General features: G+C 56.7%; 20 protein-coding genes. 7 read left to right on the forward strand and 13 right to left on the reverse strand.

Annotated elements, in window-relative coordinates; genetic code table 11:
- Positions 1–2 precede the first annotated feature (2 nt).
- The 4 genes from FB593_RS22520 to FB593_RS22535 are packed head-to-tail and all read right to left on the reverse strand — an operon-like array spanning position 3 to position 3,824.
- On the reverse strand, positions 3–1,007 hold the full coding sequence (locus FB593_RS22520) for an ABC transporter permease (RefSeq protein ID WP_003518264.1): 1,005 nt from the start codon (positions 1,005–1,007) through the stop codon (positions 3–5).
- Entirely contained in the window at positions 1,004–1,813 is an 810-nt protein-coding gene (locus FB593_RS22525) for an ATP-binding cassette domain-containing protein (RefSeq protein ID WP_013762213.1), read from the reverse strand. The genes FB593_RS22520 and FB593_RS22525 overlap by 4 nt, the downstream gene beginning before the upstream one ends.
- Positions 1,810–2,763 carry a substrate-binding domain-containing protein gene (locus FB593_RS22530; protein WP_019566852.1) on the reverse strand — a complete coding sequence of 318 codons (954 nt, stop codon included), beginning with the start codon at positions 2,761–2,763 and terminating at the stop codon, positions 1,810–1,812. Before FB593_RS22530 ends, FB593_RS22525 begins: the two co-directional genes overlap by 4 nt.
- Before the next feature lie 35 nt (positions 2,764–2,798).
- On the reverse strand, positions 2,799–3,824 hold the full coding sequence (locus tag FB593_RS22535) for a LacI family DNA-binding transcriptional regulator (RefSeq protein ID WP_013762211.1): 1,026 nt from the start codon (positions 3,822–3,824) through the stop codon (positions 2,799–2,801).
- 527 nt (positions 3,825–4,351) lie between these two features.
- Here FB593_RS22535 and FB593_RS22540 point away from each other — a divergent pair.
- Positions 4,352–4,639, forward strand: a complete 288-nt coding sequence (locus tag FB593_RS22540) for a hypothetical protein (protein ID WP_019566850.1) — start codon at positions 4,352–4,354, stop codon at positions 4,637–4,639.
- A 111-nt stretch (positions 4,640–4,750) separates the two neighbouring features.
- Here FB593_RS22540 and FB593_RS22545 read toward each other — a convergent pair whose 3' ends face one another.
- The 5 genes from FB593_RS22545 to FB593_RS22565 all read right to left on the reverse strand — a co-directional run bounded on the left by FB593_RS22545 (position 4,751) and on the right by FB593_RS22565 (position 10,963).
- The gene (locus tag FB593_RS22545) at positions 4,751–5,020 is read right to left on the reverse strand and encodes a DUF1488 domain-containing protein (RefSeq protein ID WP_013762208.1); all 270 of its coding nucleotides are present in this window, start codon (positions 5,018–5,020) and stop codon (positions 4,751–4,753) included.
- The gene (locus FB593_RS27885) at positions 5,017–5,310 is read right to left on the reverse strand and encodes a hypothetical protein (RefSeq protein WP_025595135.1); all 294 of its coding nucleotides are present in this window, start codon (positions 5,308–5,310) and stop codon (positions 5,017–5,019) included. Before FB593_RS27885 ends, FB593_RS22545 begins: the two co-directional genes overlap by 4 nt.
- A gap of 607 nt (positions 5,311–5,917) precedes the next feature.
- Positions 5,918–7,870: a putative bifunctional diguanylate cyclase/phosphodiesterase gene (locus FB593_RS22555; protein WP_019566848.1), complete on the reverse strand. Its 1,953-nt coding sequence runs from the start codon at positions 7,868–7,870 to the stop codon at positions 5,918–5,920.
- Positions 7,871–8,029: 159 nt separating this feature from the next.
- The gene (locus FB593_RS22560; RefSeq protein ID WP_019566847.1) at positions 8,030–8,710 is read right to left on the reverse strand and encodes a DUF2161 domain-containing phosphodiesterase; all 681 of its coding nucleotides are present in this window, start codon (positions 8,708–8,710) and stop codon (positions 8,030–8,032) included.
- 309 nt (positions 8,711–9,019) lie between these two features.
- Positions 9,020–10,963: a methyl-accepting chemotaxis protein gene (locus FB593_RS22565; protein WP_145167006.1), complete on the reverse strand. Its 1,944-nt coding sequence runs from the start codon at positions 10,961–10,963 to the stop codon at positions 9,020–9,022.
- 517 nt (positions 10,964–11,480) lie between these two features.
- Here FB593_RS22565 and FB593_RS22575 point away from each other — a divergent pair.
- Genes FB593_RS22575 through FB593_RS22590 form a run of 4 tightly spaced genes read left to right on the forward strand, consistent with a single transcriptional unit; the run spans position 11,481 to position 16,788 of the window.
- Positions 11,481–13,076 carry a peptide ABC transporter substrate-binding protein gene (locus FB593_RS22575; RefSeq protein ID WP_003518320.1) on the forward strand — a complete coding sequence of 532 codons (1,596 nt, stop codon included), beginning with the start codon at positions 11,481–11,483 and terminating at the stop codon, positions 13,074–13,076.
- Positions 13,077–13,129: 53 nt separating this feature from the next.
- The gene (gene oppB / locus FB593_RS22580) at positions 13,130–14,053 is read left to right on the forward strand and encodes an oligopeptide ABC transporter permease OppB (RefSeq protein ID WP_003518321.1); all 924 of its coding nucleotides are present in this window, start codon (positions 13,130–13,132) and stop codon (positions 14,051–14,053) included.
- The gene (locus FB593_RS22585) at positions 14,046–15,176 is read left to right on the forward strand and encodes an ABC transporter permease (RefSeq protein WP_003518322.1); all 1,131 of its coding nucleotides are present in this window, start codon (positions 14,046–14,048) and stop codon (positions 15,174–15,176) included. The genes oppB and FB593_RS22585 overlap by 8 nt, the downstream gene beginning before the upstream one ends.
- A 1-nt stretch (position 15,177) precedes the next feature.
- Positions 15,178–16,788, forward strand: a complete 1,611-nt coding sequence (locus FB593_RS22590) for an ABC transporter ATP-binding protein (protein ID WP_038494790.1) — start codon at positions 15,178–15,180, stop codon at positions 16,786–16,788.
- Between the two features lie 172 nt (positions 16,789–16,960).
- Here the strand turns inward: FB593_RS22590 and FB593_RS22595 are convergent, their stop codons facing one another.
- Positions 16,961–17,797, reverse strand: a complete 837-nt coding sequence (locus tag FB593_RS22595; RefSeq protein WP_003518324.1) for a helix-turn-helix domain-containing protein — start codon at positions 17,795–17,797, stop codon at positions 16,961–16,963.
- A gap of 135 nt (positions 17,798–17,932) precedes the next feature.
- Here FB593_RS22595 and FB593_RS22600 point away from each other — a divergent pair, with 135 nt between their 5' ends.
- Together FB593_RS22600 and FB593_RS22605 are read left to right on the forward strand one after the other, a co-directional pair.
- On the forward strand, positions 17,933–18,976 hold the full coding sequence (locus FB593_RS22600; RefSeq protein WP_121557393.1) for a fatty acid desaturase: 1,044 nt from the start codon (positions 17,933–17,935) through the stop codon (positions 18,974–18,976).
- A 20-nt stretch (positions 18,977–18,996) separates the two neighbouring features.
- Entirely contained in the window at positions 18,997–19,743 is a 747-nt protein-coding gene (locus tag FB593_RS22605) for a phosphate/phosphite/phosphonate ABC transporter substrate-binding protein (RefSeq protein WP_035252707.1), read from the forward strand.
- 23 nt (positions 19,744–19,766) lie between these two features.
- Here FB593_RS22605 and FB593_RS22610 read toward each other — a convergent pair whose 3' ends face one another.
- The 3 genes from FB593_RS22610 to FB593_RS22620 all read right to left on the reverse strand — a co-directional run bounded on the left by FB593_RS22610 (position 19,767) and on the right by FB593_RS22620 (position 23,099).
- Positions 19,767–21,257: an HAL/PAL/TAL family ammonia-lyase gene (locus FB593_RS22610; RefSeq protein ID WP_065705719.1), complete on the reverse strand. Its 1,491-nt coding sequence runs from the start codon at positions 21,255–21,257 to the stop codon at positions 19,767–19,769.
- Between the two features lie 79 nt (positions 21,258–21,336).
- Positions 21,337–22,080, reverse strand: coding sequence for a histidine utilization repressor (gene hutC / locus FB593_RS22615; protein WP_035252724.1), 744 nt, complete (start codon positions 22,078–22,080; stop codon positions 21,337–21,339).
- Between the two features lie 104 nt (positions 22,081–22,184).
- The gene (locus tag FB593_RS22620) at positions 22,185–23,099 is read right to left on the reverse strand and encodes an ABC transporter substrate-binding protein (RefSeq protein WP_065687448.1); all 915 of its coding nucleotides are present in this window, start codon (positions 23,097–23,099) and stop codon (positions 22,185–22,187) included.
- Positions 23,100–23,120 lie beyond the last annotated feature (21 nt).

Below are 23,120 nucleotides of genomic sequence, written 5' to 3' on the forward strand. Positions count from 1 at the left end.
CCTCAACCCTTTTTTCTGGAACCCAAGCGGAAGTTGGTGGTGAAGATGCGTGTGTTGAGCCAGATAGCGGCAAGAATGATCGCGCCCGTGACAATCTGTGTGAAAAAGGGCGAAATATGCATCAGGATCAGCCCGTTGCCGATCACGGCAATGGTCATGGTGCCAAGCACGGAGCCGAGAATGGTTCCGCGTCCGCCCATCAACGATGTACCGCCAAGCACAACCGCTGCCACGACTTGCAGCTCAAAGCCGACAGCAGCATTGGAGGAACCCGAGCCGAGGCGTGACGCGATCAGCAGCCCAGCGATTGCGGATGCCACGCCTGCCACCAGATAGACCGATGCAAGGATCCATTTTGCCGGCATACCCACACGACGCGCAGCCTCCAGATTGGAGCCTACCGCCACGACCCGGCGTCCGTAGCGGGTGGACGAAATGACCACATAGGCCACGACAGTGATGAGGATACCGATGAGCGCCGGCACCGGGAAACCGAACAGGTCTCCGCGACCGAGAAAAAAGAAGCCGGGCGCATCCGGAATAGGCACCGAATACCCTTGGGTGATATAGAGTGCGACCCCTCGAAGGATGGACAAGCCTGCGAGCGTAACGATGAAGGCCGGAATGCCCTGATAGGCAATGAACCAGCCCTGCAAGAGACCAAGCACGGCTCCGAGCATGAGCATGGCGACCAGCACCAGAGGCCAGGGATAGCCCGCCGCCATGAGGATGGCACCGACGGCGTTGATCAGCGCAACCATGGAGCCGACCGACAGGTCGATGCCGCCGGTGATGATGACAAGCGTCATGGCGACGGAAACGATGAGGATGGGAGCGGCCTGACGCACGACGTTCAGCAGGTTGCCTGCCGTTAGGAACGTATCCGTGCTTACGGCAAAGAACAGCATGCAGGCGATGAAAAAGGCCGTTATGGACAAGACCTGCGCGTTTTCGGCGATGAAATCGGCGACGGGTGAGCCCTTGGCGCGTTCAGTGTAGACGGTCAATGGCGACCTCCCACGATCAGTTTGACGAGGTCTTCGAGGCTGGTTTCGTTGATCTGCCGTTCGGCGACCTTCGTTCCCTCGTACATGACGGCGATGCGATCACACACGCGGAACAGATCCTGAAGACGATGAGTGATGAGGATGACGGACACGCCCTTGGCCTTGACCCGGTTGATCAACGCCAGAACGGCCTCCACCTCTGCCACGGCAAGCGCCGAAGTGGGTTCGTCCATGATCAGGACCTTGGGATTGAAGGACGCGGCACGGGCGATTGCGATTGCCTGCCGCTGTCCGCCGGAGAGTTTTTCCACCTTGGCCGTCAACCTTGGAATACGGATTTCCAGCGCGTCGAGCATCTTGCGGGCCTCGGCCAACATCGTCTGCCGGTCGAGGAACGGACCCTTGGTGATCTCGCGCCCAAGAAACAGGTTGCCGATCACGTCTATATGGTCACAGAGGCTCAAATCCTGAAAGACCATCTCGATATTGCGATTGCGCGCATCGGCGGGACCGGAGAAACGGACCTCTTCCCCTTCGAGCGTAATGGATCCTTCATCTGGAATGTAGGTTCCGGAAATAACCTTCGTCAGCGTCGATTTTCCAGCCGCGTTGTCACCGACAAGGCCCAGGCATTCACCGGGATAGATGTCGAGATCGACGCCGCGCAGCGCCTGATGTGAACCGAAGGTTTTTACGATACCGCGAAGCGAGACGCGCGGTTCTTGCGCCGCACCGGAGAGATGCTGGGGGAGAATATCTCCCCCAGCGCCGGTGACAGCGGTTGGGTGCTGTCCGCCGGCGATCATTTGAAGACCGCCCGGTAGGGCTCGACATTGGCCTTGGTAACGATGGTCACGGGCACGGCAATCGTCTTTTCGACACTGCCACCATCAGAAACAGTCTTCAGCGCCTTGACGGCCGCAGCACCCATGGCCGCCGGGTCCTGCTGGATGACACCCGCGACATAACCGGCGTCGATGCCAGCGATCGCCTGCTTGGTCAGATCCCAGCCGAAGACCTTGATGTCCTTCTGCTTGCTCTGGCTTTCGACGGCAGCGACGGCGCCGAGAAGGGCCGGTTCACCCGTTGCGTAGATTGCGGTCATATCCGGATTGCCAGTTATGAGGTTTTCCGCCGCGGAAAGAGCCGTATCCTGCACGTTCTGTCCGTCAACGACGCCAGCCGCCGTGATGCCGGGCTGATCCTTGAGCGTGTCCTCAAAGCCCTTCTGACGGATATTCTGGATGAAAGAGTTGAGGGCCCCGACGACGCCGATCTTGGCCTTGCCGCCCATGTCTGACTTCACATAGTCGACGAAGAACTTGCCCATGTCGGCACCAGCCTTGGCATTGTCGACGCCAATCTGTGCCTTCTGAGGCCCTTCGGGCAATATTGCGTCGATAGCGACCACTGGGATGTTCGCTTCGGCGGCCTGCTTTACCGCAGGCATGATGCCGTTGACATCGATGGCGACGACCGCAATCCCATCGACCTTCTGCTGGATATAGGTCTCGATGGCGCTGTTTTGCGCTGCCGGATCGTTATTGGCATTGAAGATGACGAGCTTGACGCCCGCTTCCTTTGCCGCCTTTTCCGCACCCTTGTTCATGTCGTTGAAAAAGATGGCCTGCTGGTTGATCTGCACGAGGGCTATCGTCTTTTCCGCGGCACCGGCAATGCCGGCGGAAAGCGTCGCCCCGGCCAGAACGGTGGCGGCAAGGGCTGCGGAGAAATATCTGCGTTTGATTATTGTCATTTGCGTTCTTCCTCTGTTGGTTTTGTCCGTCGCAATTATTGTTTCGACGGCGGCGCAACGGAGCTCCGCACGACGATTTCTACGGGAAGCAGCTCTTCCGGATGGGCCGGAGTTTCCTGTTCCCAATTGGTTTCGGCGAGCAACGACAGGGCGCGCTGGCCAATGGCCCTGACCGGCTGGCGAATGGCGGTAAGCGGCGGATCGAACAGATGCAGCGGGCCGACATCGTCGAAGCCGATCATCGATACGTCCTGCGGAATGCGCACACCCTGCGCCCGCAAGACTTCAATCATCCCGATGGCGATTTCGTCGGAGCTGGCGAAAATTGCCGTGGCGGGACGGCCTTCGGAAAGAAAACGCAAGGCCGCCTCGCGACCGAACTCCGCAGTATAGTCGCCGCAATAACGCATGATCGACGGCTCGGAGCCGCAATGTGTCCGCAACGCTGCCTCCAACCCAAGGAAACGCCGCTGCGTGCTGAGCATCTCTGCCGGGCCGCCGACATAAAGCACGCGTTCGTGGCCATATCCAGCAAGGTGTTCGCCGGCCAAGCGGCCGCCCTGTTCATTGTCACAGAACAGCTTCGGCACGGATGCCCCACTGACGTCTTCATCGACCACAACGACTTTGCCGGTGGCGCTGATAAGCTCGGCAAGCTCGTCCGTATCGGGGTGGTTGGTAACGAAGACCAGCCCGTCGACATGGTTGCGGGCAAGAAGCCGCAGATAGGACAGTTCGCGTCCCGGCCGGTTCAACGTTGCGAAAAGCGATACGGCAAGACCGCGTCTGTCTGCCTCCTCTTCCACTGCTGCAACCAGCATGCCGAAGAACGGGTTGCCGATATCGGGAACGACGAGACCGATCGTATCGGAGCGCCCACGGCTCAGACGCCGGGCATGCGGGTTAGGAACATAGTTGAGCTGGCGAATTGCGTCTTCGATGCGGGCCTTCGTGTCCGCAGGCAATTCCAGCGAGCCGTTGAGCAGCCGCGACACCGTGGCGACGGAAACACCCGCGGTGCGGGCAACATCCTTCAGACTGGTCGCACGATTTGGCGCCATCATTCTTCCCGTTCCTGTTCCCGTGGGCCTTTGGCCTCTTGATAGGCTTGTAAAGCGATTTACTAAACCGGTTTACAAGGAAATCCAAAACTTGCCCCCTGTCAAGATCATTTGGTGAGGCATTCGAATTTTGGCATATCGGAGACTTTTGCGGCCTTCCGACGGACAAAGGCCATCGCAGGAAGAGTGACGGCGCTCCTCGCCTTCACGTAGAGGTGTCTTCGATCAGCACCTCTGATTATCAGGATTGTTTCATTGCTAAACGAGTGAAACGGGTCCACTGTGTTTGTTCCAGCAGCTGTAGTACGGGCGCTGCTGTTTAAGGGTTGAATACCCTGGCCCCGACAAAGGAGGACGCCATGTCTTCCATATTCCACCAACCGACAAAACAGAATCTCGCAACGCTAGCTGGCTACGTCTTGTCTGCGGCAAGTGTGGCGCTGATCGTTTACATCCTGATCGGCGCATAGTTTCGATAACCGGCTGTAACTGTGCAGGTTTTAACGCAACGGAAAGCGGTGTTGGACATGATCGAAAGAACCACAGAGACCGAAATCACATTCACGCATCCGTTCCGTCTGGAGGCCCTTTCGGAACCCTTGGGAGCGGGCACTTATCGCCTGGTCATAGACGAGGAATTGATAGAGGGCCTCAGCTTCACGGCGTATCGCCGCGTGGGAACCCATCTAGAGATTCCCGCGATCGCTGTCGCCATGAACCGCCGCCAGTTCCTTCAGGTGTCACCAACTGAAATCGATGATGCATTGGCTCGCGACGTCGCAACCGCAGACGTCGGCCCGCGCGCCATTCCATGATCCCGCAATGGTCGCGCATTTCCTAAAGTGCGTAACAGTTTTACGCCCGGAAAATGCGTAAAAACAAATAGCGAGAGCACGTCAGACAATTTTGTTTAAACAGGATGTGCTCTAGCCGAAGTCGGAAGTCGTCAGGACGTTCAAATTGCGCCGGTACTTGGCATACACCTTCTTGGCAGCCTCGTAGATCGGCGTGCGCATTGCGTCAAAAGACGAAAGGCATTGGGCTTCCGACATGCCTGTTGCATGCACGCCGCCCTTGGCGAGTGCAGCAGCTTCGACAAAAAACCGGATTTCGAACATGCCGTCATGGCCGAAAAACCGCACAGCTTTACGCACGTCGTCAAAACTGCGGGCCGAGTTGGGGAAAGCCAGTGTCATGCTTCACACCTGCTGCGTTCTTCCCTTCGCAAAACGTTGCGACGATTGAGTGAAAGCATGCCATCGGTTGCTTCCGATATGCTGAGTTCGGTCAGCCTGCGGCCACCCACCCGTACCGGCACACCGGTGAATACATGATATATGGTCCAGGTTTGGTCCCTCTCGATCCTTCTTCCATATTGGGAGTCAACCGTATCGGCAACGGAAGTCCCGCCTTCGTTCTCCCAAACTTCGATCCTGAGCGCCTGGCGTCTTTGGTCGTTATAACTATTCATGGTCTTGCCTTTTATCCGAGGCTTCAGCGCGGCTTTGATCCGCGTGGAGCCGGTTTTATTCTACATTGCAACTGCTGCGTTCCTGTCTCTCGGTCGAAAGTCCCTATCGATCGGAGTGGTGCTTGAGCCAGACATCCCTAAGAACCAGATGCGGTGTCGTGTCCGGGCGGTACCAAGAAAATCCAGGAGCGAAACGACCAGACGCCATGAAATGGCACTGGAGAAATGCAGATGGTTTGCGTTGTGCAACTGATGGCAGCGTAGTCCCCCGTCAACCTGCATGCTCGTGACGCAACAGGTGACATCTCGGTGATTACCGCAAAGAAATACGGCACCGTCAGCGCAAACATTCACTAAAGGACAACGAAGAAGAGGCGGTGCCTCTCTGACACCGGGGAGCCGTGCTGCCAGCACAACGAAGCCTATACTGCGCCTGGATTGCGCGGAAAACAAGGCGGACGCTAAAACCTGCCGGGCAGACAAAGCAAACACGTCTATTCAAAGCACGCATTTCTACGCCATGATAGAGGTAGCCGAGCCCTGTTTTCCTGTCCTTCCCCGGATCAACATCAGCAGGCAGGCATCGCAGCCGGCAAATCGGGCCCGAAAAACCCAGGCTACTTTAGGCTGACAGGATCATGCGCTTTTTTTCCTGTCCGGAAAGAAACTCACGGACATCCTGTTCTCGTAGCGGTGCCGCATAGATATAACCCTGCACCAACGTAGCACCGAGACCTTCAAGCGCCGCGAGTTCCTCCCGTGTTTCGACCCCTTCCACCACGCATTCCAACCCCATGTCGCGGCTGAGCGTGAGCAGCGATTTCACGATTTTGTAGCTGGCTGGCTTTTCGTGCAGATCCGTAACGAAGCTGCGGTCAATCTTGATCTTGGTGAGGGGAAGAGCGTGCAGCCGTGTCAGGCTGGAATAACCGGTGCCGAAATCGTCAAGCGAAATGCCGCAACCGAGCCGCCGCAGCATTTCGACCGACTGCCTGACCTGTTCGAAATCATGCGCAAAGGCCGTTTCGGTAATCTCTAGGTCAATACGTGTTGCGTCGAAGCCGCTGTTTTCGATGATGCCGATCAATGACAGCACGCCTTCGCAGGAATTGAGGTCATGGGCGGAGAGGTTGAAGGACAGTCTAAGGGATGGCTCCCATGCCGATGCGGAAACGAGAGCGGCTCGAAGAAGAGGCCGTGTCAGCGAGCTGACGATACCGGCCCGCTCGGCAATGGCGAAGAACTGGGCAGGCGGGACATGCCCAAGGACCGGGCTGTGCCAGCGCGCCAGTGCTTCAAAGCCCGCAGCTCTTCCATCGCGTATGTCGACGATCGGTTGGAACACGACTGAAAGCTCGTTTTCTATCTCTTTCTGCTTGAGCAGATGTTCGATACGGGCTTCGATATTGATCTGCTTTTCATGCTCCGCATCGAAGAGGACGGCATCGCCGCGCCGGGTTTTCTTGGCGTGATACAACGCATAGTCCGCGCGGTCGAAAAGTTGCTCAAGCGTCAAAGCGAGGCACGGAAATACGGCTATCCCCATGGAAGCAGCGACATGCACCGTTCCCTCGGGCAGATGATAGGGCGCCCTCAACCGTTCCGAGATCAAGTTCGCATTTACGACGAGTTGCGCATCATCGGGTATGATTGGTGCAACGATCGCAAACTCATCTCCCCCAAGGCGGAATGCCTTGCTGGTCGTCAGAGTTTCGGTGAGACGTTTGCTAACGTTGACGAGCAGCCTGTCGCCCACGGAATGGCCGTAAAGGTCGTTGACGGGCTTGAACCCATCAAGATCGATAACGCCAAGCGCCAGTCGCGTTCCCGCCACCCTTGCTTTTTCGATTTCGGCTTCGAGATGGGCGAAAAAGGCGCGGCGGTTGGGCAGTTCCGTCAGGCTGTCGATATTGGCAAGCAGCAGGTTCTCATTGTTCAGCGCTTCCGTGCGCTGCTGCGAAACAATCATGCGCTCGAAATTGCGGTAGTTGGTCAACAGGATGGACATCATGCCAGCGCAGACCAGAAGGACATTGATGGCAATGGCGATGAATGTCGGTTGCCTTGAGGCCAAAAAGAAGATGATGAAGGCGCCGTTGACGATGGCCGTGACCATGAAGGCGGCCGAACGCACATACATCAGACAGAAGATGCAGGAGATAACGGTAATCGCCATGTAGAAGGCGACATGAGACTGCGTATAGGCGTCCCCATAGGGCACCAGCAAAAAAGACCAGAGCGTGAATATAATGGCGATACCGGCTGCCAGGCGATTTGTGCGCTGAAGCGCTGCATGGGCCACCTTCGGCGGGGGATCGATACCGCGGGTTCTCCACCAGAATGCAACCCTGACGGTGCAGCCGAGTGTGAAAAAAGCGGGAATTCCAATGGTGAGCCAAAACGGCGCCAGTTGCAGATGTGTAGTAGCCAGCGCCCATGTACTTGAAATCAGTATGAAATACATCATCGGCATCTGCCGCGTGAAAGCGCGATATTGCGCTTTCAGCAGGTCCGGATTGTCGGACCGGACAGACATAAAATACAGCAATTTCTGTTTGGCGCCAAGTATGTTCATTTGCACGACTCATCGAGTACAGAGTCGGTTATTTATCAAGTCCGTGTTACATCATCGGAAATACACAAGGTAAATCAAGAGGAAATGAAATCAACTCCAAGGTGTGCAGTCATGTTTTTACATAATCTGCGGCAAATAAGCTCTATTGCTGAATAGAAATCAGCTGAGTACGACGATCGTTGCCGGCGTTTCTTGTTGCGGCCATCGCTGCAGCGCCTCCTGTCCGGCAGGGGTCAAGCCATAGACGCCTCTATCCAGACGTTCAAACCAGCCATAGACGTTTGCAAGCAAAATCTTCCCGGCATCCGGTATGCTGGATCTGACCTGACGCACGCGCAGCGGCCCTGATGCCAACGCCAAAGCGCAGCCGAGTGCCTGTTGGCGGTACGCGGTCATGATTGGTGCGCGAGTGCTTCCACCCACCGCCGGATCTCCGCGTCGCCTCTTGTGTTCACGTATCAATCGCGAACGCCGTTTCGGATTGGTTCGCGGCATCGGTGATATGGAACTGACGATAACGCTGACGTCGCCAACATCGGAAATGCCGAGCATGCCGATCCCGAGCCTGCGGCAGAGGTCGCGGTAACGTTTGTCAGCCTCGCGGCCCTTGCCCTTGGCTGAGACCCGTGCCGCAATCCAGACCTCGTCTGCCATAGCCGCGCGATCAACCGCCTGCAAAATAAGCTCCAGATTGAAGCTCAGTTTCAGCTCGCAGATGACGACAACAGGCGGATCGTTATCGCTCAAGCCCACGAGGTCGCAACTGCCAACCTCGCCTTTGACAGTGTAGCCCGCTTCCTCGAGGAAACTTTTGACGGGCAGATAAAGCGAAGTTTCCATGTACCCGCAGATTAAATTGACGAACCAGGCCCTAGATATATCGATCCGCCTGCGCAGAACAACCGCTATAACCACCAATGCGGTTGCAAGTTGTCGGTGATGCGGGCAATCGCCAATAGTACCGGAATGATCAACTGGCACTTCTCCCCAGAGCGGACGCTTTTTAGGGGAGATACGATCAAAAATCGTCACGGATTCGATGTGCGATCGGCAAGACACCGGCGATCAGAGTCCAATCGCCGGTGCAAGTTTTTTAAAACAATGCTTTCAGTCTCTCATCAGACGTCAGGCGTGAAAGACGCGCATTTATCAAAACTCTTCCCAGTTATCCGGCGATGTGTTCAGCGCAGCATTGCCGGAGAACGCAGCTTTAATCTTTCCGCCGAGTGCACGCGCAGGAGAAACTGCAGGCCTGTCGGCGGACGAGGCTGCGCGAACCGGTGCGGAGATGTCGCTGTAACCACCTTCTGACAACTTGAACCGAGCGAGCAATTGGTTGAGCGACGAAGCCTCGCGTGCAAGCCCGTGGCTTGCCGCCGTGCTTTCTTCCACCATGGCAGCGTTCTTCTGGGTGTCCTGGTCCATCTGGTTCACAGCCGTATTGATCTGCTGGAGACCAGAGGATTGCTCCTGTGCCGATTCCGCGATCGCCATCACGTGACGGTTGATTTCCTGTACTTCCGTGACGATCAGTTCGAGTGCCTTGCCCGTTTCGCCAACCAGTTGCACACCCTGCTGAACCTGACTGTTCGATGTCGTAATGAGATTCTTGATCTCCTTGGCGGCACCGGCGGAACGCTGTGCCAGTTCGCGAACCTCTTGGGCAACAACCGCAAATCCCTTGCCCGCCTCACCGGCACGGGCAGCTTCCACGCCTGCATTCAGCGCCAGAAGGTTGGTCTGGAAAGCAATCTCGTCGATCACGCCGATAATGTTGGAAATCTCATCAGCGGATGAAGCAATTTGCTCCATTGCCGTGACAGCTTTTTGCACCACTTCTCCCGACTGTTCCGCGCCCACTTTTGCGCGACTGACAAAGTGGCCCGCTTCATGCGCCCGTTTGGTCGAGTCTTTCACCGTCGTGGTGATCTCTTCCAGTGCAGCAGCTGTCTCCTCGACGGCCGCTGCCTGCTGTTCCGTACGCTTGGCCAGATCGTCGGCTGCGGCCCTGATCTCGTTCGCGCCGGAGTCGATGCCGCGCGCGTTCTGCGCCACCTGGTTCAGAGTCGATTGCAGCTGTTCCGCTGCCCTGTTGAAGTCGCCGCGAATACCGTCAAGGCTGGACACGAACGGCTGAGCGATCCGGTAAGTAACGTCGCCCTGAGCGATCTTCGAAAGGGCAGCAGCAAGGTTGTCGACGGCGAATTGCACGTCGGCAGCTTCTTTCGCCTTCTGTTTCTCGCGCTCTATCCGGTCCTGCTCTGAAGACGACCGATGGTTTTCCGTTTCATTCTCAAGCCGGAGGCGCTCGATGGCGTTCTCGCGAAATGCCTGAACAGCAGCGGCCATCTGGCCGACTTCATCCTTGCGGTCCATACCTTCGATTTCGCTGGCTGTATCGCCTGCCGCCAACGACCCCATCCGCTCACGAAGCCGCGCAATCGGGGTGGTAATGCCACGCGAGGAAATAAGCAGGCCGAGCGCGATCAGTGCCAGGGAAACGAGTGCTATGCTGACCAGAGCGGTCCAGATTGTCGTGTTGGTGCTGGCCGTGAGGCGCTCTCTCCCATCGTTCATCACCTGGATCAGTTGCTCGTTCCCCGCGCTGATTTTCGGTGAGACTTCAGTTATTTTTCGAAGGACGTTAAGCGCCATCTGCTGAGCTTCAGCATTTTTTCCCGCCTGCATGAGAGCGATGACCTGATTGCCGATTTCCTCAACCTCGGCAACACCCTTGAGGATATCACGAGCGGCATCCGTCCGGGCCGGCACCAGCTGCATGATTTTATTCTGCCGTTCTTCCAGTTGCTTCCGGTCGGCCTTGAATGTTTTGACAGCGGCCTCGAAATCACTGCTGGTCGAGTCATTGAGGCTGGCGCGAAGCATCTGCATGCCGAGTGCATTGAGATTGCCGCTGGTTCGGGCGTTCAGCACCGCAGCAAGCGCCTCATTGGCGATGAAATCGCTGTAAACATTGTCGGTATTTTTATACTGCAAGCTGACGTAGCTGATTCCGGAAAGCGACATCAAACTCATCACTGATATGACGAATAAGACCTTTGTTTTTATTTTGGTATTCTTCAGGAAAGACATGAATAGCCTCAGGGCAAGCGCTCCTCCAGCTGTCCGCGCAGGAAGCCAGAGAAACAAACAACGGAACATCGCGGGTAGCTGTGCCCCTCCTCATAGGGCGACAAGCGGATATCCGCTCCGGGCCGCCAAAGGCTGGGCGCGTTGGATCCACTCGTTCTACCAGCCCCGCCGATGAAACTTTGGAACCTGCGTATTTTAGATTTCACAAAATTACTAAATGAAGTGTTACCCGGGATATGCAAACGATGACATGTGTGATGCCGTAAACTTACTCGGGCTTTTGGCGGCATCGGTATTTTCACGAGGATATCGATGGGGCCGACGGCTTCCCGCATCGATTTAACCGTCCCGGAGGTCGCGTCACGCGAGGCAATGTCCAGCGCGCGGGCCATGGCTTTGCCCTTATTCTGTTCGATCAGCAGTCACGGTGTATGCATAAACTCACAATTTATTGTGGTTGCCCTTCGGAGCAATTTGGCCTTGTTTGTAGACTCACACTCTTCACGGGAGGGAAATTATGTCGATAAAAACAACAACTCGCGCCACGCTGCTGGTAGGATCGCTTCTGATTGGCGCAAGTTCCGCACTTGCAGAAACAGTTCTTCACCGCGGCAATTCCGGGGAGCCTCAGACGCTCGATCAGGCACAGACCTCGATCAATATCGAAGCCTTTATCCTGAAAGACCTATATGAAGGTCTCACCATTTACGATGCTGCCGGCAAGATCGTTCCCGGTACGGCGGAAAGCTGGACGCTGTCTGAGGATGGTACCGTCTACACGTTCAAACTGCGTGCAGATGCGAAGTGGTCGGATGGCACTCCGGTAACGGCTGGAGATTTTGTTTTCTCCTATCAGCGCGTCGAAGACCCGAAGACCGCAGCAAAATATGCGAATATTCTTTATCCGATCAAGAACGCCGAGAAGATAAACAAGGGCGAAACTTCGGTTGACCAGCTTGGCGTCAAGGCCGTGGATGACAAGACCCTTGAGATCACACTCGAGCGCTCAACACCGTTCTTCCTTGAACTCCTTGCCCACCAGACAGCTCTGCCGATCTCGAAGGCAAGCTTTGACAAGAACGGAACCAACTTCGTAAAGCCGGGCGTCATGGTCTCGAACGGTGCTTACAAGCTTGAAGCGCATGTTCCCAATGACAGCTTGACGGTGGTCAAGAACACCAACTTCTGGGACGCATCGAACACCAAGATCGACAAGGTCATCTTCTACCCGATCGACGACCAGGCCGCATCCGTTCGTCGTTTCGAAGCCAAGGAAATGGACCTCGCCTACAACTTTTCCGCGGACCAGATCGACCGTCTGCGCAAGGCCTATGGCGAACAGGTTCACGTTTCGCCGACGCTTGCGACCTATTACTATACCTTCGACACGCGTGAAGCGCCGTATAATGATGTCCGCGTCCGTCAAGCCCTGTCCATGGCAGTCGACCGCGATTTTCTCGCCAAGGAAATCTACAGCGGTTCGCAGGTTCCCGCCTACTCCATGGTTCCTCCGGGCATGGACTCCTACGGTGAGCCTGCGAAAGCAGAGTTTGCGACGCTGTCGCAACTCGATCGTGAAGACGAAGCCGTTAAACTCATGAAGGAAGCCGGTTACGGCGAGGGCGGCAAGCCGCTTTCCGTTGAAATTCGCTACAACACCAACCCGAACCATGAGCGCGTTGCCACCGCTATTGCGGACATGTGGAAAAATACCTTTGGCGCGAAAGTGTCACTGGTGAACCTCGACGTCGCCTCGCATTACGGCTACCTGCAGGAAGGCGGCAAGTACAACGTTGCGCGTGCAGGCTGGGTTGCCGACTATGCGGATGCGGAAAACTTCCTCGCCCTTTCGGTATCCTCCAACAAGACCTTCAACTACTCGAAATTCAATAATGCCGAATATGATGCGCTGATGCAGAAGTCCTATGACGAAAAGGATCCTGCTGCTCGCTCCAAACTGTTGCACGAGGCAGAAACCATCCTCATGAAGGAACAGCCGGTTGCTCCGCTTCTCACACAGGCGGACCTGTGGCTGGTTTCCAACCGCGTGAAGGGTTGGGAAGACAATGCTGCTAACGAACACCTCAGCCGCTTCCTGAGCGTTTCCGAATAAGCAGTGCTGGCACGGTGGCCGAAACCACCGTGCCATGTCGGAGCCTGAAAATCATGATTTCATTTATCCTGCGCCGTTTGGCGAGCGCCGTGCCGACATTGTTCATCGTCGTCACGATTTCGTTTTTCCTGATGCGTTTCGCACCGGGCGGTCCGTTCAACCTCGAGCGGCCCCTGCCCCCGCAAACCATGGAAAACCTGATGAGAACCTATCATCTGGATGAGCCATTGTGGCGCCAGTATCTCATCTATCTCGGCAACGCCGCCACCGGCGATTTCGGTCCGAGCTACATCTACAAGGACAACACCGTCGCCCAGTTGATCGGCAAAGGCCTGCCCTATTCGCTGGAGCTCGGTTGCTATGCTCTTTTGCTGGCGTTGGTCGGCGGTATTCTTGCCGGCACCTTTGCCGCACTCAGGCAGAATAGCACCTTCGATTTCTCCATCATGTCCATTTCGACCATCGGTATCACCGTGCCGAACTTCGTCGTCGCACCTGTCCTCACGCTTATCTTCGCCGTGTTGCTGGGGCTTCTGCCCGCAGGTAGCTGGGGTGATGGGTCGCTACGCTATCTCATTCTTCCGATGATCGCGCTCGCCTTGCCGCAGCTTGCGGTCATCGCGCGTCTGACGCGCGGTGCAATGATCGAGGCTCTGCGCATGGACCATATCCGCACCGCCAGGGCCTATGGCCTCCCGGCTCGCAGCGTCGTGGTGATTCACGCCATGCGCGCGGCGATGCTGCCGGTCGTTTCATATCTTGCGCCTTGCGCCGCAGCGCTGCTGACGGGCTCGGCGGTCATCGAGACGATCTTCACCATTCCCGGTGTCGGCCGCTACTTCGTTCTTGGCGCCATCAATCGCGACTACACGCTGGTCATGGGAACGGTGGTTCTCATCGCCATTTTTGTGATCCTGTTCAATCTCGTGGTCGATATTCTCTACGGCCTGCTCGATCCGAGGGTCAGACATGACTGATATCTCCGGCAATATAGCCCCTCAGCCATCGGTGAAAAGCCGAAGCTTGTTCCAGCTTGCAGCCCTGCGTTTCAGACGAAACAAGGCCGCCATGGCTGGTTCCATCATGCTTGTGCTGATCACACTTTTCTCGTTTATCGGCCCGCATTTCCTTTCACACACCTATGATCAGGTGTTTTCGTCCTACGTCTCCGTCGCGCCAAGCCTCGAGCCGCGCCCGGACGTGAACAACCTCCAGAGCGTCATGGAAGGTGTGGCAGGCCGTGCGCGCGTCGAACTGAAGGAGTTTGCCGTCGAAGGGCAGACCTTCACGGCAACGGTTACCTCCAGCAGCCCGATTGACCCGCGCACGACACGTTATTTCGACCGCGCCAACGAATTCGAAAACACGAAAGTCGTTGCTACGGAAGATGATGGTCGAACGCTGAAGTTGGAAGGCGATGTCAATCGCGAATACTTCTTCTTCGGTACAGATTCAAACGGTCGCGACATGCTGGCTCGCGTAATGCTGGGCGGCCAGATCTCCATTGCCGTCGGCGTTCTCGCCAGCCTCGTTTCGCTCGGCATCGGCGTGCTTTACGGCGCTACGGCGGGTTACATCGGCGGGCGCGTCGACAATGTAATGATGCGTTTCGTCGAGATCCTCTATTCGCTGCCCTTCGTCTTCCTGGTCGTGGTTCTCGTGGTTTTCTTCGGGCGTAGCTTCATCCTGATCTTCCTTGTCATTGGCGCAGTGGAGTGGCTGGATATGGCGCGTATCGTGCGTGGCCAGACGCTTGCCTTGAAACGGCGGGAATTTGTGGCGGCAGCTCAGGCCTTGGGTTTGAGTGACTGGCAGATCATCCGCCGTCACATCATCCCCAACACCATCGGTCCCGTGGTCGTGTTCGTGACGGTCGTTGTCCCGAAGGTCATACTTCTTGAAAGCTTTCTCTCCTTCCTGGGGCTTGGTGTTCAGGCACCACTCACGAGTTGGGGTGCGCTCATTTCCGAAGGCGCCAACAATATTCAGTCGGCCCCGTGGCTGCTGATATTCCCGGCAATCTTCTTCGTGCTGACGCTTTTTTCGCTGAACTTCGTAGGCGACGGATTGCGTGATGCACTCGATCCCAAGGATCGTTGACATGAATACGACATCTGAAAACATTCTCACCGTCCGCAATCTCAAGGTCGATTTCACTACGCCAGACGGCACCGTCAACGCCGTCAAAGGTGTCGATCTCCACGTAAAGCAGGGTGAAACGCTCGCTGTCGTCGGGGAATCCGGCTCCGGCAAAAGCCAGACCATGATGGGCATCATGGGCCTCTTGTCTTCCAACGGCGTCATTCAAGGCTCGGCGCAATATCGTGGACGCGAGTTGGTAGGCTTGCCGGTCAACGAGCTGAACAAAATCCGTGGCGCGAAAATCACCATGATTTTCCAGGAGCCGATGACCTCGCTCGATCCGCTTTACAGGATCGGCGCGCAGATCGCCGAGCCAATCGTTCATCACCGGGGCGGCAGCAAGAAGGAAGCGAGGGCACGCGTTCTCGAACTTCTGAAACTTGTCGGTATTCCGGACCCGGAGCGGCGCATCGACAGCTACCCGCATGAGCTTTCAGGCGGCCAGCGCCAACGCGTCATGATCGCCATGGCGCTGGCAAACGAGCCGGATATTCTGATCGCGGATGAGCCAACCACCGCGCTCGACGTGACAATCCAGGCGCAGATCCTCGATCTTCTGAAGTCGTTGCAGCAGCGCTTCGGCATGGCCGTGGTGCTGATAACGCACGATCTCGGTGTCGTCAGGCATTTTGCCGATCGTGTTGCGGTTATGCGCCGAGGCGAGATCGTTGAAACCGGTCCGACGGAAGAGATCTTCGAGCGCCCGCAGGCGGACTATACGAGGATGCTTCTCGATGCCGAACCCAGCGGCCACAAGCCGCCGGTCGGCAAAGAAGCGCCGGTCGTTCTCGCTGGCCAGAACGTCACGATCGATTATGTGATCCCGGGCGCCTTCCTGTCGAAGTCACGGGCTTTCAGGGCCGTGGACGGCGTTAATGTCAGCCTTCATCAAGGGCAGACCATCGGCATCGTCGGTGAATCCGGATCAGGCAAGTCCACGCTCGGTCGCGCGCTTCTGCGCCTTGTCACTGCAGAGGGCCGCATTTTCTTCGGCAAGACGGAAATCACCGGACTTGGCCGAACGGCAATGAGGCCATTGCGGCGGCAGCTGCAGCTTGTGTTCCAGGATCCGTATGGATCTCTTTCGCCAAGGCAGACTGTTGGAGAGATCATCACTGAGGGTCTCTTTGTGCACGACCCACAGCTCAGCCGCGCGCAGCGCGACGAGCGAGCAATAGAAGCGCTGAAAGAAGTCGGCCTCGATCCCGCCGCCCGCAACCGCTACCCGCACGAGTTTTCAGGCGGGCAACGTCAGCGTATCGCAATTGCCCGCGCGATCATCCTCAAACCAGATGTCGTCATTCTCGATGAACCTACATCGGCGCTGGACCGATCCATTCAAGGACAAGTTATCGACCTCTTGCGTAATTTGCAGAAAACGCACAACCTTTCCTACATCTTCATCAGCCACGACCTCTCTGTCATCAAGGCCATTTCGGATTATGTCATCGTGATGAGAAACGGGAAGATTGTCGAAGAGGGAGAAACGGACGCGATATTCGAGCGGCCGGCGGCTGAATATACCAAAACACTGATCAAATCCGCGTTTTCGGCCGAAGTAACATCATAGATTACAGCCCGGCACTGCCGGGCTTTTTCTGGCGCCGTTACAAAAGATCCGGTTTGTGGAGGAGGTCGTTATTTAGAGGCCATGGCGGCCTTCCTCTCCTGTTCAATCCCGACCATATCGCCACGTAGCAAGCAGGTTCGATGATGTGCGAAAGCTGGTACCCGTCACAGGACTAAGCGACTTCCAAATTCATAACGAAATCCGCGGTTTCATGGGCATGAATGCGGGTAAAACGTATCAGCTCGTCGAAGTGACGTTGCATCTTACGGATGGCTTCAGCGTTGTTGAGCACAAGATACATGGCGCCGACGAAAAGTGCTGCCCGTTGCGAACCGAAGATCGTATAGGGCACGGAAAAGCGTTCTTTTTCATTGAACAGAAACAGCCGGAATGATGGGTATAGCTCGCTGATAAGTCCCGACATATGTTTGAGTTGTTCGGCACGTGTCTCGCGGTCCAAACCGCTCCACATACCGCGCCCCTGCGCAAAAGCTTCCAGCGTTTCGAGCGGCATGCAAACTTCCATGTCGGTACCAGGCTGGCGATTATAATCGAGTCGAAACGCCGTTTCGCTGGCCTGCGCCATCACACTCTGATGCGCGCCCATGGCCTCGAAAGCGATGATCTCGGGTGTGCGAAGCAGATCGGGAATGCGTGCCGGAACATAACGGATTTTGGTGCCTGCAGCTTCCGCATGCCACTTCATCAACAGCGTATCCGTATAATCAGCACCGCCCTCCTCGATCTCGAAACTTGGCCGCAATTCCCCCATCAACCCCTGATCATGGGAAAGACCGAGTAGCCAGTCGAGCGAGACGGAATGTCGCTCGGCGATATTCAGCAGCGTCTCCACACGCGGAAGCCGCGCCGAATCACCGGAAAGCAATTGCGAAAGTGCTGATCGATCAATGCCAATAGCGGCGGCAAAAGACGCCTGGTTGTCTTCTGACCTGTTCACCAGCTGGATCAGGCGGGCACGAAACAATTCTGCGAGCGCGCGTTTGTCCATAATTCACCCGTTTGTTTATAATTATCACCATAATGCTTAAACTGTTATCAAAATCAACAGTTGGTCACCATAAACCCGTTGTGGCTGGCTGAGACTGATGCGACCCTACGGTGACAGGGGCATCAAGAGTATGAAATGACAGACATATTGGCAAAGAAGACGGCGCGGCTGACTGGCGTGCGCCGCAGAAGAACGCGTGACCGAATTGAATGGCCAACAGTCTCGCTGTTGGCGGTCTGTTACGGTCTCTGGATTTTCGCGGGATATTTTCTGTATCCGATGTTTCCAATCGTTTCTCTGGTGCTCATGGGCATTGCAGTTGCCCTGCACTCCTCGCTCCAGCACGAGGTTCTACATGGGCACCCCACGCGCAATGCACGACTGAACGAAGCTTTGGTCTTTCTGCCGCTCGGGATTTTCTACCCCTATCGCAGTTACAAGCGCACGCATCTGCAACACCATGCAGACGAGCGTCTGACCGACCCATTCGACGATCCGGAAAGCTATTACCGGGCTATGGGCGACTGGCAAAAGATGCCGTCGTTCCTCAAGGTCCTGCTGGGATGGAACAATACGTTCATCGGGCGTCTGGTCATCGGCCCTCCGCTGATGGTTGTTGGTTTCACGATATCCGAATGGCGCAAGATCGCGCAGGGTGATCGGAGGGTGATCTATGCCTGGACCCTGCATCTGGCCGGACTTGTTCCGACACTGCTGGTCATATCCCTGATTTTCGGCGTTCCAATCTGGCTCTATGTTAGTGTGGCGGCCTATCTGGGCATATCCATCATTGCCATTCGCTCCTATTGCGAACATCAATGGTCCGAACAGCCGGATGGGAGAACGATCATTGTTGAAAACTCCATCCTGGCTCCACTGTTTCTCTATAACAACCTGCATTTCGTGCATCACAAAATGCCGACAGCCGCCTGGTATAAATTGCCCTCCCTCTACAGCGAGAGGCGGGCGGAGTGGCAGAAGATGAATGACGGATATGTGTTCAGCAATTATTTCGAGGTGTTCCGCGCTTTCGCCTTCAAGGCCAAGGAACCGGTAGCGCATCCTGTCTTGCGACGGGACGAGCAAGTTTTAATCGCGTCACCCGTCGTGCCTGCCGCTCTGATTTTTTCTGACAATGCGATGCAGGAACAAGACGTGAGACTGGAAATTCCATCGTGACATGGATCGCGGCACTGCCAATGTATGACTGGCCCGAACTGCGCAATGAGACGGACAGGCTGTGGGCCGATATGCGCACCCGTTTTTTAGCAGAGGGTATCGACGCTCCCAAAGGCCTCACCAGACGCAACGGCGATATGCCGGCGGTTCCGGGAGGTATTCGTGGAAAGGACGGCGCCATCATTGCCGCAGACCCTGCCACGCTCGATCCCGATGCATTGGATCTTGCGGTGCTCTGGCGGCATCCGGCTCTGCTGATATCCGGCACCTGCTGGGGCCCAATGGAGTTTGGCCTGCAGGATCATGTGCAGGTGATTGGACAGAGCGATTATAATGGCATCAAGGGTGGTGCAGGCGAGTTCTATTCCAGCGCCATCATTGCCCGCATAGCAGACGGTGGAGAGGGTGCTGAACCTTCGAAAACCGGTGAGGCCGCTTTGCCGAAAGGATTTCTTAGCGGGAAAATACTGGCATTCAACGAGCACAAGTCATTATCCGGCTATCTCAGCTTGAAACGCGATCTGGAAGCAGAAGGCGCGGGCCTCGATCTGTTTGAAAATTGTCTCGAAACCGGTGCGCACCGCGCTTCCGTCATCGCAGTGGCCGAGGGCCGGGCGGACATTGCCGCGATCGACTGCAAATCCTGGATGCTTGCGCAACGGCATGAACCGGCCGCCCGGAGCCTTCACGTTATCGGCTGGACTGCACGGCGCAAAGGCCTGCCCTTCATCCGCGCCAAGGGTATCGATCTGCCTTTCACCATGTAAGGCACGAGCCTTACGGCTTTCAATCACATATCCGGTGGCGAGAAATCACGCAGGAGCAGCCTTGCCTTTTCCATGTCCGCAGACAGGGGCCGGTCATCCGAATAGGGCTGGAGGTGCTCGCGAAGCAGATTGTAGACCGCATTTGTTCCGGCTGCCCGCCCGGCAACATTTTCCAGGAAATCATGGGCCTGCACCCCGGCCATCCATTCGATGGCCAGAATATATTCTGCATTGTCGAGAACCGCGAGCAGCTTGTTGGCGGCTGCCGTGGGATGAGAGAGGAAATCCTCCTGTAATCCCGATGTCAGCCCTCCATCTGTGGAGGCAGGCGCGGAAAGACGTCTGCTATCGCCGACAAGGGCTACGGCCGTATATTGCGCGATCATGAAACCTGAATGGCTTCCGGCATCGGTCGCCAGAAATGGCGGCAGACCACTCACCAGAGGATTGACCAGCCTGTCGATACGGCGCTCGCTCATGGACGCAATCTGTGCAATGGCGATGGCGAGACTGTCTGCCGCCTGCCCCAATGCCGGGGCAACGGCATGGGCCTCCGACGAGACGATGGGCTGCTCGGGCGTGCCAAGGATCGCGGGATTGTCGGTGACGGAGGCGAGCTCTCGGTCAACGATGGAGGCGCAGGCATCGAAGATGTCGCGTGCAGCACCATGCGCATGCGGCACGGCACGCAGGCTTAGCGCGTCCTGTGTCCGCCTGCCATGAGCGGCGGCAACCAGCCCACTGCCTTCAAGCCGGGATCGCAGAGCGGCCCCGACGGCCGCGATTCCCGTCGAGGGACGCAGCGCGAGAACCGTCTCGTCAAAAGCGTCGATCTGGCAGCCTGCTGCTTCAAGCGTCAGCGCCGCTATGGCATCGGCCCAATCTAGCAGGTGATTGGCCCGCGCGAGTGCCATGCAGGAAAGACCGGTCGCACAGGCTGTACCATTGACGAGGCTCAGCCCTTCCTTGGCACCCAGCACGATGGGTTGAAGTCCCATTGCCGCCAGGGCATCTCGTCCACTCATAACGCGCCCGCCGAGCCGGGCCTGGCCCTCTCCGATCAGAACAAGCGCAACATGCGCGTTGTGCACCAGATAGCCCGCCGATCCGCGGGACGGCACGTCGGGAATACAATCCTGTTCCAGAAACGTCGACAGATGCGAGACGATCTCGCGTCGGACACCGGAGTGCCCATGGGCGAAATTGGCGATCTGCGCCGCCATGATTGCCCGAACTTCGCGAGGATCCAACAACGGGCCGACACCGCAGGCATGGCTGAGAATAATGGAGCGCGACAGCCGACCCTGCGCGGTGCGATCCACCACAGTGTCCGACAGTGCACCGACCCCGGTATTGATGCCATAGGCACGCACACCGCTTTCGACGATGCTGTCAACGATCTGGCTCGCCCGGTCAATCCGCAGATAGGCCGCGTCTGACACACGCAGTGCCTCGCCCTTGCCGATATGGGCCACATCGCGCCAACTCAATCCATCATCCAGTAGAACAGTCATGACGTTTTCCTATGATGCAGAAACGGCTGCGAGGAGCGGGAATTTTCCATCTTGAATACTGCCGGCGTTGGCCCGTGTCTCAATTACTGCTGTAAAGACGATAGCGGCTGCCGGGATAAAGGAGGCGGACAGAAGACACGATCCCCTTTGTCGACCATGTGCGACGACGCACGAGCAGGCATGGTTCCGTCTTGGAAATCGCCAGCAGCTTGCATTCCCAGGGCTGTGCGCTGACCGCCTCGATATGCTGCTCGGCTTTCACGATCGGTGCCACTCGCGTGAGATAACCGTTGGGTGTTACGAGGTTGAAATCCTGTTTGATGTAATCGGGCGCGCAGTCCGAATTGACGAAACGATCCTCGATTTGCATCGGCACGCCGTCTTCCGCATGCACAATGATCGAGTGCGCAGCAAGGCTGCCAGCCGGAACAGCGAGCGCTTCGGCAAGATCTGGATCGCAGGTTTCGATTTGAAGAAGTATGACCCGCGCGCTGTGAACACCGCCGTTGCGTGTTATTTCTTCGGCAATGTTGGGTACGCTCTGGAACTGCGATGTGCGCTTCTTGGACGCAACGAACGAACCTTTGCCGCGTACACGCACCACAAGCCCTTCGTCGGCCAGCTCACGCAAAGCGCGGTTGGCCGTCATACGGCTGACACCGAGAATATCGACCAGTTCGTTTTCCGATGGAACACGTTGACCGATCTTCCACTCACCCGCCTCGACGCGACTGCGGACATAGTCCTTCAGCTTTACATAGAGTGGTGAACTCTGGTCTTCGGTGCCCTGCGCGTCATGAGCGTTCTCAGATATCGGTGACATCACTTCCCGGAAAATCTTTCTGTCGTGATCCATAGCTATGACGTCACCAATACGCAGGGTTGTCGGCAAAGGGAGGGGCAATGCCACGCCCTTTGCCGATGGATTCAGTTCAATTTGTGTTCGGCCAGCCAGTCGCCCGCCACGACATCGAAACTGTCGTGATTGGCCAGACGACCGTTCATAACGACGAGATCTTTCGTCGTCAGGGCGGCAGAAACAGCATCGAGAGTGCTTGTCACAACGTCGCTAACTTTCGGTGTGGCAATCACTGGTACGATGTTCTGGGCGGGAAAGAGGTTCTTGACGTCTTCAAGCACGATGAGATCGTTTGCAGCGATGGCCGGATCGGTCGAGAACAGGTTTGCAGCATGGACCTGACCGTTGATGAGTGCCGAAAGGGTCAGCGGGCCACCGACGTCAAGCGATTTGAACGACTGGAACTCGAGGCCATAAAGTTCCTTCAGACCGATAATGCCTTCCTTGCGCGTTTTCCATTCCGGTGGACCGCCAAGTACGAGCTGCGAGGCTACGGGTGCGAGATCGGCAATCGTCTTCAGCTTGTATTTGTCAGCGGTCGCGCGCGTCACAGCCACGCTATCGGAATCCTGTGCTGCGGAGGGTGTCAGCATCGAGACGCCTTTCGGCAGAGCCGCCTTGAGCGCTGCGGCCACATCGCTTGGCGAATGGGCCGTGGCGTTCTTGTCGAGATAGCTCAGCGTCGCACCAGCATACTCCGGCAACAGATCGATTGATCCGTCCAGCAACGCAGGGATATAGACTTCGCGGCTACCGATGCTCAACTTCGTTTCGACGGCAACACCCTTGGCGGCAAGGGCCTTGGCGTAGATCGTCGCCAGAAGCTGGCTTTCGGGGAAGTCGGCGGAACCGACGATGATTGTGGTCGTATCGGTTCGCGGAGTGGCTGGCGTGGCCAGCGGATTGCTTTGCGCCAATGCCGAAGCAGCGGAAAGTGCCATGAGCGCAAATGCGCTGGCGGCAGTGATGATCCTGAATGCCATGCGAGCTTCTCCTTTATGTTG

The sequence above is a fragment of the Rhizobium sp. SJZ105 genome (assembly GCF_007828365.1).
Lineage (GTDB): Bacteria > Pseudomonadota > Alphaproteobacteria > Rhizobiales > Rhizobiaceae > Agrobacterium > Agrobacterium tumefaciens.

Coding starts and splice junctions, on each gene's coding strand:
- FB593_RS22590 (WP_038494790.1), top strand. CDS start 15,178: ATGAATACGACATCTGAAAACATTCTCACCGTCCGCAATCTCAAGGTC.
- hutC (WP_035252724.1), bottom strand. CDS start 22,080: ATGTCACCGATATCTGAGAACGCTCATGACGCGCAGGGCACCGAAGAC.
- FB593_RS22555 (WP_019566848.1), bottom strand. CDS start 7,870: ATGAACATACTTGGCGCCAAACAGAAATTGCTGTATTTTATGTCTGTC.
- FB593_RS22575 (WP_003518320.1), top strand. CDS start 11,481: ATGTCGATAAAAACAACAACTCGCGCCACGCTGCTGGTAGGATCGCTT.
- FB593_RS22585 (WP_003518322.1), top strand. CDS start 14,046: ATGACTGATATCTCCGGCAATATAGCCCCTCAGCCATCGGTGAAAAGC.
- FB593_RS22605 (WP_035252707.1), top strand. CDS start 18,997: ATGTATGACTGGCCCGAACTGCGCAATGAGACGGACAGGCTGTGGGCC.
- oppB (WP_003518321.1), top strand. CDS start 13,130: ATGATTTCATTTATCCTGCGCCGTTTGGCGAGCGCCGTGCCGACATTG.
- FB593_RS22595 (WP_003518324.1), bottom strand. CDS start 17,797: ATGGACAAACGCGCGCTCGCAGAATTGTTTCGTGCCCGCCTGATCCAG.
- FB593_RS22600 (WP_121557393.1), top strand. CDS start 17,933: ATGACAGACATATTGGCAAAGAAGACGGCGCGGCTGACTGGCGTGCGC.
- FB593_RS22620 (WP_065687448.1), bottom strand. CDS start 23,099: ATGGCATTCAGGATCATCACTGCCGCCAGCGCATTTGCGCTCATGGCA.
- FB593_RS22610 (WP_065705719.1), bottom strand. CDS start 21,257: ATGACTGTTCTACTGGATGATGGATTGAGTTGGCGCGATGTGGCCCAT.
- FB593_RS22525 (WP_013762213.1), bottom strand. CDS start 1,813: ATGATCGCCGGCGGACAGCACCCAACCGCTGTCACCGGCGCTGGGGGA.
- FB593_RS22565 (WP_145167006.1), bottom strand. CDS start 10,963: ATGTCTTTCCTGAAGAATACCAAAATAAAAACAAAGGTCTTATTCGTC.
- FB593_RS22545 (WP_013762208.1), bottom strand. CDS start 5,020: ATGACACTGGCTTTCCCCAACTCGGCCCGCAGTTTTGACGACGTGCGT.
- FB593_RS22540 (WP_019566850.1), top strand. CDS start 4,352: ATGATCGAAAGAACCACAGAGACCGAAATCACATTCACGCATCCGTTC.
- FB593_RS22535 (WP_013762211.1), bottom strand. CDS start 3,824: ATGGCGCCAAATCGTGCGACCAGTCTGAAGGATGTTGCCCGCACCGCG.
- FB593_RS22530 (WP_019566852.1), bottom strand. CDS start 2,763: ATGACAATAATCAAACGCAGATATTTCTCCGCAGCCCTTGCCGCCACC.
- FB593_RS22560 (WP_019566847.1), bottom strand. CDS start 8,710: ATGGAAACTTCGCTTTATCTGCCCGTCAAAAGTTTCCTCGAGGAAGCG.